Here is a 15,054-nt window from a genome sequence, read left to right as displayed (position 1 = left end):
TGCAGGCATCTCCGCTGTTGCCGCGGTCAATGAACTGCAGGTTCATCGTTACCTCCGCATGTGCATTATCATGTTCCGTAAACGACTGCCAGGAAAGGAGTCGCGATACATCCGCCTGTATCGTTGGATCGGCATCCGGATGTTTATAATGTCGTCCCACACCGCTATATCACCCGCACAACGCGAATCAAAATGGGTAGCGCCGATCACACCCGCTTCCGTGGCCTTTAGCATGGCGCGGTTGTCGATAAAGGCGCGGCGCATACCGGCGGGGATTGCACCCGCCGCTGTGCTGGCCTGGATGCGCGCGGAATAAGTCCATTGATCTAAAAACGCACGCGTACTGCTGCGACCGAAGTAAGGGTGAAAAAACTCACGCGCTTCTTCCTGTACGAGATCGGCTATCGGACGAATATCACTGATGCTTTGCGTACCCACCGTAGCGCCGGAGAGGATAGCGAGCTGACTGGCGACAAATGCGGTAAATGCCGGTCGCACGCCGTTGCGTAAGGCAGGTTCATCGAGCGGAGTACGGGCGGCGGGACAGGCAGACGAACTGCCGCCACTGGCGGCAGCGCCGTTGTACAACACATCCAGTGAGGAGGCCTCGGTCGCAGTAGGTGCAGGCAATCCCCGCGTCAACGACCGTTCGAACCAGCCGCTGCTACGGAATACTTCATCTTCAAATACCGTATCCGTACGGCCGCCCAGCGGCGTATAACGTGCTGATGGCGCATACGCTATCAGCGCACTGGCCGCGGCCGTTTTATCTAAACCGGGTACGGGATTATCTATCAGCAGGTCGAGCGCAAAGAGCAGCCAGCGTTGGTGCGTGTTGCTCAAAGCCGCAATAGCGGCCTGCACCGGCCCTACCGGCTGACCCGTAAACCGGGCAAACAAATCTTCACAGCCCTGGCCGAAACGACCGAAATAAGTGGTTTCTAAAAAACTATAATCGATCAGCACATTCACAGGACTGGCAGTAGTACCCACATTATAATCCTTGCGGGAAATGCGTTGCAAGCCGTTCCGCTGCTGCAATACGTGCGTCAGTTCATGCGCCAGCAAATGACGGCCGGCGGCAGATTGCGGCTGGTATTGCTGCTGGTTGAAATAAATATCGCTGCCAACGGCAACGCCTTCGCACGAAGCTGGCGGTTCATATCAGCCGAGGTACCATCTGTATGAATATTCACCCCCGGAACGAAGCACCGAACCGTTGTTCCATAAAGGTCTGCGTACCGGCATCCATCGACCGGCCCCTTCCGCGTGACTGATGCAATTGTGCCTCTATACCAGCCGGGATGACGTTAGCGTTGGTTTCTGCAGAAGGCATTATTGCTTCTTTTTTCGCATTCGGGGCATTTCCGCTGTACCGCTTCGTCATCGCAGGTCGCGCAATGCTGGACCGTCACGTCTTCCATCCGCATCACTTTATCGGCCACTTCATCGGCCTCCCGCTCATAAGGATCACCCGGTTCATTCACGGTCAGCTTTGGCTGAAAGAATACCGGGGCGGGCGATGCGCCAAAGAAAGGCGTGTCGTGCCGGAACGAGGGACCGGTTGTTTTTGCTGCTTCGCGAGCCTGGTGCATATGCATTGATCTTTTAGGGTTACGGAACTTTCACGCCGTGCGCCAGCACGGTTTTCTCCAAACTCCAGTTGTCTTTTTCCATTTCATTCAGGAAACACTCCGTCCGGTACACCGTCGGTCTTAACACCGTCCGCTTGTGCGTAGCGAGCCAGTTCTGCCGGGCCTTCGTATAGGCGCGTATCCAGGGCCTTTTCATCGCCACCCCGCAATGGCGTCCGCTCCGGGAAACGACTGCGCAGGAATGGCGGAATGCTGCCGGAATGGATATAGCTATCGTATATCACCAACATGCTCAATGGCAACGTGAACCGCTCCGATTCAAAAAAATGATGTGCGGGCTGGTAGTATAATACCTCAAACGTTTCGTCCTGCGCCTGCCGCATCAGCGGATCTTCTTTGGCACTGGTACGCAACAGGTCTTTAAAAGTTTTATTATCCACCAGCGGGCTCACACCGATCTTTGGCAGAAACGGCTGAAACTCCGCGGCAAAGGTTCCCTGCAACTGCACATAACGCTCTACCAGGTTACGCAGGTTGCCCTGTTCCGTCGTCTGGCTGCGGCCGTAAGTAATCTGCCGGCTGCCATTGCGGCCGTCCGGCAAAATCGTTACTTGTTCGTACCGGCCTTCAGGGCTGCCGGTTTCAAACACATTTACAATGCGGATGATTTTCTTTTTGATATCGGGACTAATCATAACAAACTGTTTATTTTTAAAAGCTAAAAGCTATAAAGCCCAATCTACCCGCATCAGCTGCGGCATCCATGCCAGGCGAATCATGCTGATCCCCCAGGGCAGGCGGTTTAGTAACACATCAACGGTGCGTTGCTCTACCTGCAATATCCATTGTCCGTCGCGATACTGCAACAGCCCCGGTCTTTGCAAAAGGTTTCACGCAGCGCCGTAATACTCGAACTATTCAGCGGTGGCCAGTGTTCCAATACCGCCTGCAACAGCGCTTCCGCCTGCTGCCGCTCCTGGTCGCCAAGTATAATATCGCGCGCGATCGGTGTTTCCAGTGGCATACCGCAAAGTACTTTCGGCAACACCATTTCATATTCGGCGGGCTGCTCCGCGCCACTGCCCAAAAATGCCAGCAGGTGCACGGCTTGTTGTTGATCCGCCGCGTTCAGCTGGTGATCTTTTTCCGTGAGCCACTCCATCCTCCTGAATAAATGAATAAAAAAGGGTGCAGTAATACGAGGCCTGCATCCTGTACTGGAATCCCCTCTTCGGGCAGAGAAATAACACGTGTATCCGGCACCGTTACTCGTTCATCACGTTCCGTTGCAGGCGGCCTGCCCGATAAAGGCGCTATTTTCCCATCCTCCAGTAACAGCCGCTGTAAGCGTTCGATTGCCTGCCCATCTAAGGGCTCGTGTGCATACAGTTTCCAATGCGTTTCTAACGAGGCCGCCAAAAGATGCGTAACAAGGATTCTGCTTCCGGTTTATATTGATGCCCTGCATCCAGGAAATCAAAGAAGCTATGCCAGGCCGCATATTTTACGGAACCCATATCCCGCTCCAGTTGCCGGTAGTATTCGATCAATGGCGCGGGACAAAGCGCCTCCAGCATCACCTGTCGCCAGGCCGGCGAGCTTTGTTCCAGCCAGCGCGGCACATTGATTTGCCGGTGCGCCCAGGCGCGATACCAGCGTTCGCGGAACAGCACCGGTTTGGCGCGCGCCGCCGCAATCCACTGTTGCTCCAAAGTTTGCGATCCGGTTGGTGACTGCCACCAGGGCAAAGTGCCTTTTCCGAGAAAATAAAACCAGCCGTCCAAGCACTGCGCTTCCTGCGACACGCGGGCAACAGCCGCTGTGGCCTGTTCTGCCAATGCCCCGCCGGTAGCAGCAATCGCTTCCCGTTCCAGCAGCGCTGCCGGGCTTTATCTACCGCCGCTAATACTGCCTGATGAAAGTGCCTTTCAAAGTCTGCTTCCGGCAACGGGTCCAACGCAAGCTCCAGGCGCGGAATGTGCAGGTATTCGCCATCGCCGGCATATTTATTCAGTATCTCACCGAGCGCCTCCTGCAACGCGCCTTCCAGGCTGGCCTTCGCCTGTTGTTGCAGGGCAAAGGCTTTGTCCACGCCCGGCATTTGCAGGCGTAAACGGATGTTGCGGATAATATGCGGGTGCTCAGCGCCCATAGTTATTGCCTGATGTTAAAGAATTCACCAAAATCGTTGCGCGACTTCTGCATCAGTGTAATGGCTTCCTGGTAGTTTTTCGCCAGGGTCGTCATTTCCGCCTTGCTCATATTTTTGATGCTGGCTTCATCCAGTGTCAATTTACCCAGGTCGGCCACGCCCACGGTGCCCGCTTTCGTTTTGTTGAGCACATTGTCGTAGGATGTTACCACGCGGTTAAAGGTTTCCTGGTAATTCTGCACCACGGTGGTCATATTATTGTTGATCATGGACTTCACAGCGGATATATTATCTTCCAGGTCGGCCTTCTTCGCCACGCCACTGAGGCGCGTATCCACATGCTCATTGATGTCGAACAGCTTGGTATTAACGGAGCTTTGCAGGTCGGTGACGCGGGAAAGCAAATCATTTTTATCCAGCACCAGGTTATCTTTTAGCTTTAACAGATCCGCGTTCAGCAACGGCGGTTTGATCAGGTCGGGGCGAATCTGGAAAATGTCTGGCGGAATATATACCGGTGGTGTTGGAATTACACCCGGACGAACAGGCGGCACCGTGGTAGCAGCAATTGTTTCCGGCTTCACGGCGTAAGGCAGGTAAAAATCGCCCACCACACGGCGCTGGGTGGTACCGTTGGCATCTGTCGTTTGCGTGTACAACAACAGGAACGTTCCGCCCTTTGTTACCCCCGCATTATGCATCACACCGGGATTCACCCTGATGAAATTGGAAAAAATGTACGACTGCTTCAGCGCCTCGCGGGTATCGGCTACCAATTGCGTGAGCCACGATAACGCCTCCGGATGCGCGATCTGCGCAACGTTCTGTAACGGCGTGGCCAGTGTGGCGCGGGTGAGCAGTTTGGCGCTGTTGTTCATCACCGCCGCCTTATTCGCAATCGACGCATGAATATTGGTAAACTGGGTCGGTGTAGCCTGCGCAGCAGTTACCTGAAAAAACGGTTTTACGCTTTCCAGCTCGCTGTCCAGCGCCTTTTTACGGTCAATGGCGGCGGAGCGGAGCTGTTTGGCGCTGCCGTAATGTTCGGTCACACCGGGCACGTCCAGGTCTTTTTCCGCCGGAATGTTTTTCTCCAGCTCGTCGTTGTACGACTTCATCTTATCTAAATAATTGCTGAATTTGAACTTCTGCAATTCGAAAACAGTGTCGAGGTGCGGCGGCGTAAAGTCCCATTTCGGGATAACGAAGCGCGGATTATTATCCAGCTGCAACCCGAGAATATCAAAAGGCAGGTCTTTATCCCGGCACAACTTGTTCAGCTGGCCATAAGCCGATTCATAAGTTTTACCGACATGCCCCTCGATCCGGAAGAAATCATATTTATCCGGTCGTAGTCCAGCGGATTGATCACCTGTGGCGGCCCCTGTGGATTTACCGTGGCAGCGAAGTACGACAGGTGTTTGCCCGTTTCGTTGCGGCGAAACTTATCGTAATCCCATTCTTCATTTAAGGTACCGGCCGCGTAGTAGGCAGGAATACTCCTTTCCCCTACCGGCCCTTTATAACTCACACTGGGCGTAACACGCAGCACGGTTACATTCTTTTCTTCATATTGATAATTTTGAATCATTTGCACAAGGCGATTATACAGGAACAATGAGCGGCGCATCTGCGCATCCTTATGATTCAAAATCGGCGATTCGATAAAACACTGCCGGTAGTGGCACGATGGTATAGGCGAAGAATCGGCCACCAGTCCAAGCGCCAGGTGTTTCGGGAACAATGCCGCATCGATACAGCAGCCCTGGCAAAGGTCCAGCGTGGATAAACGGAATTCATTATACGCATCCGTCACATCCTTTACAAAATCGTAAAAGTATTGAATGCTGAAGTCGTTCTGCGCCTTTGGCGCTTCACGCTGCAAAGCGGCCGAAAACGATGGCGCCGCCGATCCCGACAAGGCCCGGAAACGGTTCAGCAAACTCGCCGGCAGCCGCAAAGCCAGCCCCGCAATGCTCGCCGAAACCGCCGCTGTTTCTGTTACCCGGGTGGGCGCCGTGCCAGCGGGACGCGTAATCACGGTAGTAGCCTGCGGCAATTCTCCGTTCTGTGCAAAACAGCGTTCCAGCGAAGCCGCTACCGCGTCTGCCTGCGACAGCGCCACGTCCAGTACTTTGGACGTGCTCTGGATCGCCAGGTTATAACGGTTCCACATTTCCGAATAGGTATAAATGCCATTGTTCACCGGGTTCCATACAGGGCGGCTTACGTAAGCGTCGGGCAGACTGAAAAAACTTTCCCCGCAGCAATCATCCTCCCTATGCATCCGTTCGTAGTCGGCTTTGCTGATCAGCAGCGTTTTTAACGCCGACTGCATCAATATCCCTTTATTATCACAGTCGTTCGATGAACAGATGTCCGCATCTTCAATGTACTGGCTCAAATAGAGCAACACCACATAATCGGCCGGCTGCCTGTTCGCAAAAAGTCCCGCAACTGCGTTACTTCGTTACTGCCGCCGTTATCGCCGCGTGCGGGCAGCAATTCAAACAATTCCAACTGTGTATTTTCTGCCCGTTTGAACAGGCTGTATTGTGCTTTCTTATCATCAAAAGGCAATGCCTGCGTGTACTGCACGTCCTGCTCCAGCGAAATAAGGTCGCCGTCGGAGGTGATGCCGCAGCCTTTGGTCACGGTGATCATGCCGGTAGCATTCACCACCTTGAGGCCGCAAACAATGCCTGCGCCCAGCAAGCGGGTGCGGGTAAGGCGGTCCTGGTAATCGAAATAACGCACCAGGTTATTGAGCTGCGAGGCCGTCAGCACCTGGTTATCTTCAAAGTAGTGCAGTGCGGGCGGGGTTATTTTCAGTTTTACGGGAACGTTTTCCATAAATCGCTGTTTAATATTTTTAGGTGGATGTTATGCCTCCAGGTTGCCCAGGTTCGTACGTCCCAGCACCACCGGCGTATCGGTGGGATGCGTACAATCGCTCAGATTCCCTGTCGGATAAACGCTTTTTACATGATAGAGTACGTACACCAGCCGTTGCAGGGCCGCTAAGCCTTCCGGTGAATCCAGCTCCCCTGCCTGCTTGTGTTCCAGCCAGTTCTTCAGTGCTTCTTCGAACTGCTGCAGTTCGCGGTCGTTCAGCCAGCAGATTTTCGGCTGAATGTGCGCCGGCGTTTCCATGTGCACCAGCTGCTCTATGTACTGCCGGAAACCGATATCGCGGAACCGCGCGGTTTCGGCGGGCAGCACCACTGTAATACGGAACGAATAAGGATCTTCGCCGCAATCATCTTCACAATCGCCTGCGGGACAAACGGGCAAAAAATTCGCGGGGTTGGCTAATTCGTCGCCGGCTTCCGCCAGTGCCGCCAGGCCGGGACGCAGCAGCAGGTGTTCTACCACAAATATTCCTTCATCGCTATAATTCTTTCTCACAAATTGTAACAGGAAGGCAATGGCTTCGTCGAGCTTTTGTTCGGTATCAAAGTACTCGATGCGGCGGGCTACCACATCATTCGTTTCATCTACCAGGTTGAAATAAAATTTGCCATCCACTGTTTTCTTCTGCGCATAGTTATTCCGGTCAGCCGCCAGCCGCATGGCGGTTTTAAACACCGCTTCGCACTCGGCCTTGTCGAGGTATTTGGTGCTGCTGCTCAACAAAATCTTATTCGTCACCGGGTCCATAAGGCGGAAGCGGTACTCGTCTTTACCATCCGTATCCTTCTCCTGGAAAATTTCGTACTTGATGGTGGATAACACGCGGCGGTTAAAGTTGGGCATGCCCAGCAGCCGTGCAATGCGGTGTTCCATGCCGCTCACGTTATCGGTATCCCATACCGTTACGTCTTCATTATAGTAATCAAAACCACCGCCGCGGTTGGCGCTGATGCGCGGGTATTCATTCAGGAAGATGCGTTTGTCTGTCACCACGTCCGCCGCAGCTTTCTGGCCATACAGGGAATACAACTGCATCACGTAATCAGAAAAATGCTCGGCGAAACGCGCCAGCAGGTGATCAAGAAAACGGTTGGAGCGTGTCACCGCATCGTCGTAAGCGGCGGTAAGTTCCGGTAAATGTGGTTTAGCCGGGTCGGCAGATGCCTGCTCAAATGTATCATAACCACTCACCAGGTTTTCGAGGCCCGGGAAAGTTTGTCTTGCTATTTTCTGGTAGAAGTAAGTTTGCGGCTTTTCCAGCAGCGATGCCCCGTCGTAACTCAGGCGGAACAGGGAGCGCAGGTTGGACAACTGCGACAGATAGTTCGCCAGCACCGGTCAAAAAATAATAAATATCCTTTCAGCTGGTTGCTTTGCGCTTTGCGGGCCGGCGTAGCATTGGCGGGCAATCCGTCCGGCCCCACCCCGTATGTAGCGGGCAGCTGGTGCAGCAATGGCGTATAGTCCGCCATAGGATGATAAGTACCCAGCGTGTAGGGCAGATCGCTGCTTCTCACGGCATCTGCCGCATCCTGCACAGCTTTCATCCGTGCATCCAGCTGTTGCTGCAGTTTTGTTTTGTCTATGCTAACAGGAATGACATCTTTAAAAAGATGGATCGCGTTTTTATCGACACACAACGCAGCTTTACGCCAGGGTGTTACGGGAATGCACCATTCGTGCCGTTTGGCGGACGGCGTATCGCAGTAGTTCAGTAGGATGTTTTTAATAGAACGCACGCCGGGAATATCCATCACCAGGTTGATGATGTCGGAGGTGTAAATATTCGTCCGCAGCGTAGCCCGTTCCAGTTCTTCATCGGGAATGAAACCATTGTCCAGCCAGGGGCCTTCAAATATTTCATCCACGCGGTACGCGCTGCCATCCGCATGACGCATGGCCTGCATCTCGTCCAGCGAGTATTGGCGCACGGGAGGCGACATATATTCCTGGATGACAAACAGTATTTCGGCCATTACCGCTTCCGGGTTGGCAGCAGCGGTAATTTCAATGTCGGTGCATATCAGGAACCGCTGTTCCTGCACCAGCGAAATCGTCGCCAGGTCTTCACAGAGATTGCGGTTGCGATGATATACTTCCCGCGCAGCGTTAATGATCGCCGTTTCCCGCTCCCGCTTTTCGCTTTCGGTCATATTCGCAGCTTCCTGCGGCGTGAGCGGGTCCAGTTCGAGCAGTACATCATAAATGCCATTCAGCGATAAGGGTTGATATTTGTGGCCTTCCGGCGGAGTACCCAGCAATACATCATCTTTCAGATCATGTTGCAGCGTGTACGCCGCTTTGCGTAACCAGGCGTTTTTTACACCGGGAATATTGATGAACAGTTTGCGATAATCGTTCGCGGTCACGGGTCGTACCGGTAAAATCTTTGACGCGGAAAAGAACTGCTGCGCAAACGTATCGCGGTTATTCTCGCGCGTGGCCAACAGATCGGCGACCGGGAAACCAGTGCGGTAGCCCAGATCGGTGATGGCGTAACAAAGCAGCTCCAGCATCGTAATTCCGGGATCGTGTACATTGTAGTCCGTCCACAACCCGCTGGCAATTTGTTCTATATAACGCAGCCCCTCATCGCGCAGCAGCTGGTAATCCATGCTGCTCACTGCCGGCGGCTGCGGGGATATGCTGATGGCGTTATTCATGTGCAAACATCTTGTAAGGTGAAATCGGAAATTGTATGCTGGCTGCCCGACACCAATATGGCACGGGGATCGGATACGAATATTTCGCCCAGGTCGCCGCTCCTTTGTCCGTTCACTACGTGATACATGTGGCAGTCGGTCACAAAATCCACGTACGGCCTTTCATCAATGAAATTCAGTAATACGCTTTTCCGCACCGCACCACCGAACGTGATATCGAGGCTGCTGTCGAATGCCCAGGGCGACAGGAACTGCACAAGTTCTTCGTTCAGCTTCTTTTTATAGTAGCCGTTCGCGCCCTGCGTAGTAAACCGGACTTTACATTCGAGCAGCACTTTTTCATAACGCGGGTTTTCCACATACACAGTCGTAAAGAACGAGCAATGTTGTTGCAGGTAATCTGCCGCCCGCACCAGCACATCCTTACTCACCTTAGGCTCCAGCGGATGGATGGCATTCGCGTTGCGCAGGTCGGGCACTACGATCAGCGTTACATCACCGGGTGACTGGTGTGCGCAGCAATGCCCGGTTGCGCCGGAACTGTGTTGCAGGCACTTCACCTTATAGATTTCCGGGAATTGCTGCAGCACCGGTGCTCATAATCCCGGGCATTAATGGCCCGCTGTTTATGCCTCAATCGTTCACTCACGCGGATTGCAAAAGCGTCGGCGCTCTCCGGTAGTTTACCGCCTGAAGATGCGTAGGGCTGCTGCACCTTTTTTAATCGTAGGCAGCTTGTCTTTCAGCTTTGAAATAACACCGGCCGGCAATACATTCATGAGCGGCGTACCGCTTTCGGGCTGAAATGTAGCCCGAACAGCCTGTGTGTGCAGTTGCACCATCCGACAAACGCCCAACGGCTGCTGCACCCGCGCCCTTATCCAGCAACGACCCTTGCCCATTAACGAATTGTCAAAAGTTGCTTCATTCGGGATCGCCCATTGAATAATCCCCGAGCGCAACAGGTGATTGCTGCGGTCCAGCACAATTTCCTCCGGTAAAAACCGCCGCCATTCGTTGTTGCACAAAATGCTCCACTCCACCTCCTGTGTGTCGGTTTCCGGATCGGCGCTGCCCTCGGCGAGCTGGAACAGGCAACTCACGGATTGTCCGTGCGACACTTTCTCCAGGCCTATGTAAAACGCACCGCCAACTGCGTACTGCGGCAACAATGGAACACTGGTGGTGGCCAGCTGTAAAGGTGCAGCCAGGCTGTTTTTCAGGTAACCATGCTGCTCCGCCACCCCAAAAACATCTACACTAAAAAATTGAATACTGCGCGTGTTAAAGGCCGCAAAACTGTTACTGTCTACCGCCACGAGGTTCGTAGAAGCGGTATAATTAAACGAAAATGTTTTGATCAACGGGGTGTATGGCTCCTGCGGCAACCCGGCTTCACCCGCTTCATCGCGCATTTTCGTTGCATATACCAGCGGATATTTTTTATGAAAGAAATCTTTATCCAAATCAATACGCACAAACCCCTTCGAAGTATCTACGGGTTTAGCGGGATTGAGCAAACTAAACACCGGCATCTGCCAGATGGTATTCAAACTTAGTCCCGTATACGCAAAGAAGTTTGGATTGGAATACAAACTATATTGAGTCGGATAGTAACTGTTAAACGTGGTCGCCAGGCTGGCGTAATCAGAAAAGATGCTTGTTACCACCGGCGCGCTGTTCTCCCGGAACGGCCACTGGATATGCGCCGTGCCGTCATTCGCAAACAACCGGGTCTGTATTTTATCATTCTTTCCCTTGATGCTGATGCTCGCCGTGAAATAGCCATTGTCATCCACAGGGTTATTATTATTGATCACGATACTCGGGCCATAGTAAATACCCACGTACGGAAAGCCGCCTGGCGAATGACCCAGCATAAATTCCTGCGGAAAATAATTCCTGTAATGGTCCCGGAAGTTTTTGGGCGCGCCCTGCCAGTCTACTTCAAAAGAAAAAGTATCGATGTTTTTCTTCAGCACCTCGTCGTACCCGACATAAAAGCTCGCGCCGGTAACGGGAATGGGCCCAAATGGCATGAAGGCTTTTTGGGGTCCAGTACGCCAAGGTCGTTCTGCAGCTGCAGGCTGGTAATGCCTTTCACATCTGCCCTCAGCTGGACACTATGTACCATGGCGCTTAGCAACATCTTGCGCAATACGCCCGTCGTCGTTTTTGAAAACAACACCTGCATCAATGGCAGCGTGGTATTAAAGTCTTTCCCGAGCAATGCGGCATTGTAACTTGTTACCGCCGGTGCTGTTTTAGTTAAACCGGCATCGGTTAAGGTAAGTACCACGCGTTGCCCGATTGTTTAAACGAAGCCGTAGCCGCATTGGGACCTATCCATCCTTTTTCCCCACTGTAGAAAACTTCAAAAGCGCCCGTGGTAAGTGTGTTGGCTGTGGCGAGATTGAAGTCTGCGCCTACGGAGAGCGTAATCTCCGCGACCACCTTACGATCACCTTCTTTTAAGGCCAGCAATTCGGACGCCACGGCAAAGCCGGTTTTCTGTACAGACAGGCTATCGCTCCCAAACGCCAACCATGAAGGCGGCTGCTTATCGCCAAGACCGTCGTTACTGTTGGCCACAGTAGCGTATTTGACCACGTCCGGCGCGCTGCCCGCTATATAGGTGCTCCGCATATCCGTAATAGTCGCGGTATTAAGTACTATCTCATTATCCAGTTCGTATACCAGCTTGTTGCCCGCTGCATCTTTGCCACCATCCAGCGCTGCGCCGGCAGGCAAAAACTGTTCGGTAATGTTTTTCGCGAGCTCAAATACCACATGCACTTCATCTGGGCGGCCGTTAAGCGGCTTTAAGCCCAACACCTGCTGATAATAGAAATCGAGGTGTTGTTGTGTAAACCCATTTACCTGTTTACGCGCATGCTGGAACAACTGTATAAATGCCAGGTACAGCGCAAGGTGCGGTTCAAAGTCATTGCGCACCGATAACTGCCGTTCGATCGATGCACTGTCGAAGTCGAAAAACACATCCCAGGCGCCGTTCTCTGTATTCGGAGCTGCGCCGGTGTGATCGAAATATTTCACCGAACGGGCGTATTGCCGCGCAAAGTCCAGCAGGTCGGTCAGGCTGCGCTCATCTACGCTCACGAAGCCGCCTTTTAATTCGGCGGTGTCGCGGGCATGCTGGCTGGCGCCATCGCGCAGGTGCGTACTGATATGTGTTTTGGGGGCCATGGTCTGCTTTAAGTAGATTATCCGCCTGCAGCCACACGCTGGCTGCTTTGTATTTCGGTGCCTTCGTTACGGTAAAAGGGGAATACGTAGTTCATCCGGCTGTTGGTGCTGCGCACGCGGTACACGATCTCTATCTGTATCAGCCCCTCCAGCGAGTTATCCGTGAGAATGTCTATTTTTTCTGTTTCGATGCGCGGCTCGAAGAACAGGAGTGCCGTTTTTACACGGTCAGCCATCAGGGCTTTCAGCGAAGTGTTGACCGATTCGAATAGCAGGTCGCGCATATCGCAGCCATAACGGGGCTGCATCACGCGTTCGCCCAACATCGTGGATAATAGTATATCCAGGCTGCTCTGGATATCAGCTTCCCCCTTCCAGCATTGCCACCTGCCTGGTGCTTTTGGAAAACACCGGTGGAAAACTCCAGCCTCTTCCCAAAAAAGGTTTATCTGCCATGTGGAATATTTTTGAGGTCCATAATATTTATCCGCCAATCAACACCGTTGGGCATCCCAGTACAATGGTGCCACCGTGTGCTGTGCTGTCGCCCATCCGCGCCGCGGGCATACCACCGATCATCACCGTAGCAGAGCCCATAATGATCGTATCCGGTGGACCCGTGCATACCGCCATATCGCCTACCCGCGCAGCCGGTAAACCGCCGATCATCACCATCGGACAACCCGGAGGTAATATCGGGCCCCCAACGTGCGGCACGGTGCCGGTCACCATGGGACATACATGCATATCGCTTATCCTGGCTGCTGGTCTGGACATTGTTTAATTTATTTGAACGATAGCGCCCTGTATCACACAACTCCCGCTGCTGGCCACTTTTACGGAAGCGCTGCCATTCAGCTCACAGGCTACATCGCTTTTGATAGAAATATTCGGCGCCGCAATTTTCAATTCCGCGCCTGCTTTCAACTCCAGGTTAGCCGCGGCCTCCAGCTTAATCGCAGCCGGCTCCATCGTTACTTTGTTCCCATTCTCATCTTCCAGTTTAATCAAACTGCCATTATCATCTATGGTGATAATTTTACCACCCGGCGTGCGGATCGTTACCGACTTTTTATTATCATCGAAAACGAGTTCCAGCTTTTCAGCTGTCATGATCTTCTTAATATAGTTATCATTGCTATGGGCTTCCGGCGAAGGATTGGCGGCACTATGCAAAGCGCCCAGCACCACGGGGTAATTCGGATCTTCATGTAAAAAACCAACGATCACCTCATCACCTATCTCGGGACGAAAAAAGCGCTGCGCTCATTCCCCGCGTAAAAGACGCGATCCTCGCCCACATCCCTTCTTCCTGTGTTGATACTTCGGGCAGCCGCACCTTTACACGGAAGGCGCCATCCGGGTCTTCGAGATCGGTTACCACACCGATGTGCAGTCCTTTAATTCCCGGGATAACGGCGCTGGCGGAGGCATGCGTTACTTGCTGCTGCTCCGCAAACCATTGCGGTGACAAGCCGAATTGTACATCCGTATGCCATGCCCCGTTTTTCACTTCATGACGCACACCGCTCACGTATACCTTGCCGTTAAAGCGCGCTCCTATTCCGCCTACATTCACTACCTGCCCCGGCATAATCCCTGCAAAGCCCTGAAACCTCACCCTGCCGCGGATCTTCGACAACCTATTTTTCATCATTTGCGCGTCCGCCCAGGCCTGCAGTTCATTCTCCGCCAATCCACCTCCATGTTGCAAGCGAAAAGGATCGGCCTTAAAAACGTTCGCCAGGTCATCACTGGAAATATTACCCGGACCAGGATACCCCGGCTCCACCGCGTCTGCCGTCACCAGCGACTGGCTGGCCGCATCCCATCCGTTAGATGCTACACTGCTCACCTGGTGCCGCGCATCGATCTCGGCATCGAGTTCTAAAATGGTAGAACCGAATAACAGATCGAACACCGGTTCCTGCGATGGATCGGGCTTTTTCACGACGAGCAGCCCATCTTCCGTAAAACATAATTTGCCATTCGCTTCCGCGCGGGTCATAATAAAATCCCAGTCGGTACAATAGTATTGCACCAGTTCCTTGTGTTTCACGCTGGTAGCTTCCACATCGGCGTCCAGGCCGGCGTCGCTTATAAGTTCTTCTATCACTTCACTGTCTTTCATCTCTGTGAAGTATTTATTCTTCTTGCTGATACTGAGTTTGGCCAGTTTATCCATGCATTCGATGCAAAGCAGCGGCGAACCGGATGCCCGTATTTTCAGGCTGTGTTTCACGATCACACCCCGGAACACTTTCTGGTTGGTACCGCTATACCCCAGCTGCACTTCAATTTCCTTTCCCGGTAAAAATGTATCCGCGTTGCTCACCGGGAAATCACCGGCGGCGGCGCTGCCATCCATGATGAACAACGTGGCCCGCGCTATGCGGTTGGCTTCGCGGTATACCGCCAGGTGCCAGAGATTCACCGTACGGGGAATCTCGGTACCTTCCACCTTTACGGTAAAGGATACAAGTGAGGCAACGCCATTAACGGGTATTGTCCTGCTAAGACTCAA

At 53.0% G+C, this 15,054-nt stretch carries 16 protein-coding genes and 3 pseudogenes; all 19 read right to left on the bottom strand.

Annotation, left to right across the window (positions count from 1 at the left end):
- Positions 1–48 precede the first annotated feature (48 nt).
- Positions 49–1,128: pseudogene (locus MKQ70_RS33970) on the bottom strand (eCIS core domain-containing protein); the annotation flags it as partial.
- A 182-nt stretch (positions 1,129–1,310) separates the two neighbouring features.
- Complete coding sequence (locus MKQ70_RS33965) at positions 1,311–1,595, bottom strand: hypothetical protein (RefSeq protein WP_248079663.1); 285 nt, start codon at positions 1,593–1,595, stop codon at positions 1,311–1,313.
- An 83-nt stretch (positions 1,596–1,678) separates the two neighbouring features.
- On the bottom strand, positions 1,679–2,290 hold the full coding sequence (locus MKQ70_RS33960; protein WP_248079661.1) for a chitosanase: 612 nt from the start codon (positions 2,288–2,290) through the stop codon (positions 1,679–1,681).
- A gap of 30 nt (positions 2,291–2,320) precedes the next feature.
- Positions 2,321–2,757: pseudogene (locus MKQ70_RS33955) on the bottom strand (contractile injection system tape measure protein).
- Positions 2,758–2,998: 241 nt separating this feature from the next.
- Entirely contained in the window at positions 2,999–3,433 is a 435-nt protein-coding gene (locus MKQ70_RS40410; protein ID WP_282456943.1) for a contractile injection system tape measure protein, read from the bottom strand.
- 107 nt (positions 3,434–3,540) lie between these two features.
- Positions 3,541–3,696, bottom strand: a pseudogene (locus MKQ70_RS43050) (hypothetical protein); the annotation flags it as partial.
- Between the two features lie 53 nt (positions 3,697–3,749).
- Positions 3,750–5,018: a hypothetical protein gene (locus tag MKQ70_RS33945; RefSeq protein ID WP_248079657.1), complete on the bottom strand. Its 1,269-nt coding sequence runs from the start codon at positions 5,016–5,018 to the stop codon at positions 3,750–3,752.
- Between the two features lie 5 nt (positions 5,019–5,023).
- The gene (locus tag MKQ70_RS33940; protein ID WP_248079655.1) at positions 5,024–6,151 is read right to left on the bottom strand and encodes a hypothetical protein; all 1,128 of its coding nucleotides are present in this window, start codon (positions 6,149–6,151) and stop codon (positions 5,024–5,026) included.
- Entirely contained in the window at positions 6,148–6,600 is a 453-nt protein-coding gene (locus MKQ70_RS33935) for a hypothetical protein (RefSeq protein WP_248079653.1), read from the bottom strand. Before MKQ70_RS33935 ends, MKQ70_RS33940 begins: the two co-directional genes overlap by 4 nt.
- Positions 6,601–6,630: 30 nt before the next feature.
- On the bottom strand, positions 6,631–7,995 hold the full coding sequence (locus MKQ70_RS33930) for a hypothetical protein (RefSeq protein ID WP_248079651.1): 1,365 nt from the start codon (positions 7,993–7,995) through the stop codon (positions 6,631–6,633).
- Entirely contained in the window at positions 7,941–9,323 is a 1,383-nt protein-coding gene (locus MKQ70_RS33925) for a baseplate wedge protein (RefSeq protein WP_248079649.1), read from the bottom strand. The genes MKQ70_RS33930 and MKQ70_RS33925 overlap by 55 nt, the downstream gene beginning before the upstream one ends.
- A complete protein-coding gene (locus MKQ70_RS33920; protein ID WP_248079648.1) occupies positions 9,320–9,913 on the bottom strand; it encodes a baseplate J/gp47 family protein in 594 nt (197 codons plus the stop codon). The genes MKQ70_RS33925 and MKQ70_RS33920 overlap by 4 nt, the downstream gene beginning before the upstream one ends.
- Before the next feature lie 93 nt (positions 9,914–10,006).
- Positions 10,007–11,362, bottom strand: coding sequence for a baseplate J/gp47 family protein (locus tag MKQ70_RS33915; RefSeq protein WP_248079646.1), 1,356 nt, complete (start codon positions 11,360–11,362; stop codon positions 10,007–10,009).
- Complete coding sequence (locus MKQ70_RS33910) at positions 11,299–11,622, bottom strand: hypothetical protein (protein WP_248079644.1); 324 nt, start codon at positions 11,620–11,622, stop codon at positions 11,299–11,301. Before MKQ70_RS33910 ends, MKQ70_RS33915 begins: the two co-directional genes overlap by 64 nt.
- Entirely contained in the window at positions 11,607–12,530 is a 924-nt protein-coding gene (locus MKQ70_RS33905; RefSeq protein ID WP_248079642.1) for a baseplate J/gp47 family protein, read from the bottom strand. Before MKQ70_RS33905 ends, MKQ70_RS33910 begins: the two co-directional genes overlap by 16 nt.
- A 17-nt stretch (positions 12,531–12,547) precedes the next feature.
- A complete protein-coding gene (locus MKQ70_RS33900; RefSeq protein ID WP_248079640.1) occupies positions 12,548–12,856 on the bottom strand; it encodes a GPW/gp25 family protein in 309 nt (102 codons plus the stop codon).
- A gap of 157 nt (positions 12,857–13,013) precedes the next feature.
- Entirely contained in the window at positions 13,014–13,307 is a 294-nt protein-coding gene (locus tag MKQ70_RS33895; RefSeq protein WP_248079638.1) for a PAAR domain-containing protein, read from the bottom strand.
- A 3-nt stretch (positions 13,308–13,310) separates the two neighbouring features.
- Positions 13,311–13,760 (bottom strand): hypothetical protein, encoded by a 450-nt coding sequence (locus tag MKQ70_RS33890; RefSeq protein WP_248079637.1) that lies wholly within the window; start codon positions 13,758–13,760, stop codon positions 13,311–13,313.
- Positions 13,761–13,764: 4 nt separating this feature from the next.
- Positions 13,765–15,054, bottom strand: a complete 1,290-nt coding sequence (gene vgrG / locus MKQ70_RS33885; RefSeq protein WP_248079635.1) for a type VI secretion system tip protein VgrG — start codon at positions 15,052–15,054, stop codon at positions 13,765–13,767.

The sequence above is a fragment of the Chitinophaga sedimenti genome, from assembly GCF_023156195.1.
Taxonomy (GTDB): Bacteria; Bacteroidota; Bacteroidia; order Chitinophagales; family Chitinophagaceae; genus Chitinophaga; species Chitinophaga sedimenti.
The sequence above is the reverse complement of the archived record's forward strand: the minus strand, read 5'-3'. Positions and strand labels throughout refer to the sequence as shown.

What these genes read in the sequence shown, in the direction of transcription:
- MKQ70_RS33900 (WP_248079640.1), bottom strand. Translation starts at nt 12,856, where the DNA reads ATGTTGGGCGAACGCGTGATGCAGCCCCGTTATGGCTGCGATATGCGC.
- MKQ70_RS33905 (WP_248079642.1), bottom strand. Translation starts at nt 12,530, where the DNA reads ATGGCCCCCAAAACACATATCAGTACGCACCTGCGCGATGGCGCCAGC.
- MKQ70_RS33915 (WP_248079646.1), bottom strand. Translation starts at nt 11,362, where the DNA reads ATGCCATTTGGGCCCATTCCCGTTACCGGCGCGAGCTTTTATGTCGGG.
- MKQ70_RS33925 (WP_248079649.1), bottom strand. Translation starts at nt 9,323, where the DNA reads ATGAATAACGCCATCAGCATATCCCCGCAGCCGCCGGCAGTGAGCAGC.
- MKQ70_RS33935 (WP_248079653.1), bottom strand. Translation starts at nt 6,600, where the DNA reads ATGGAAAACGTTCCCGTAAAACTGAAAATAACCCCGCCCGCACTGCAC.
- MKQ70_RS33960 (WP_248079661.1), bottom strand. Translation starts at nt 2,290, where the DNA reads ATGATTAGTCCCGATATCAAAAAGAAAATCATCCGCATTGTAAATGTG.
- MKQ70_RS33965 (WP_248079663.1), bottom strand. Translation starts at nt 1,595, where the DNA reads ATGCACCAGGCTCGCGAAGCAGCAAAAACAACCGGTCCCTCGTTCCGG.
- MKQ70_RS33895 (WP_248079638.1), bottom strand. Translation starts at nt 13,307, where the DNA reads ATGTCCAGACCAGCAGCCAGGATAAGCGATATGCATGTATGTCCCATG.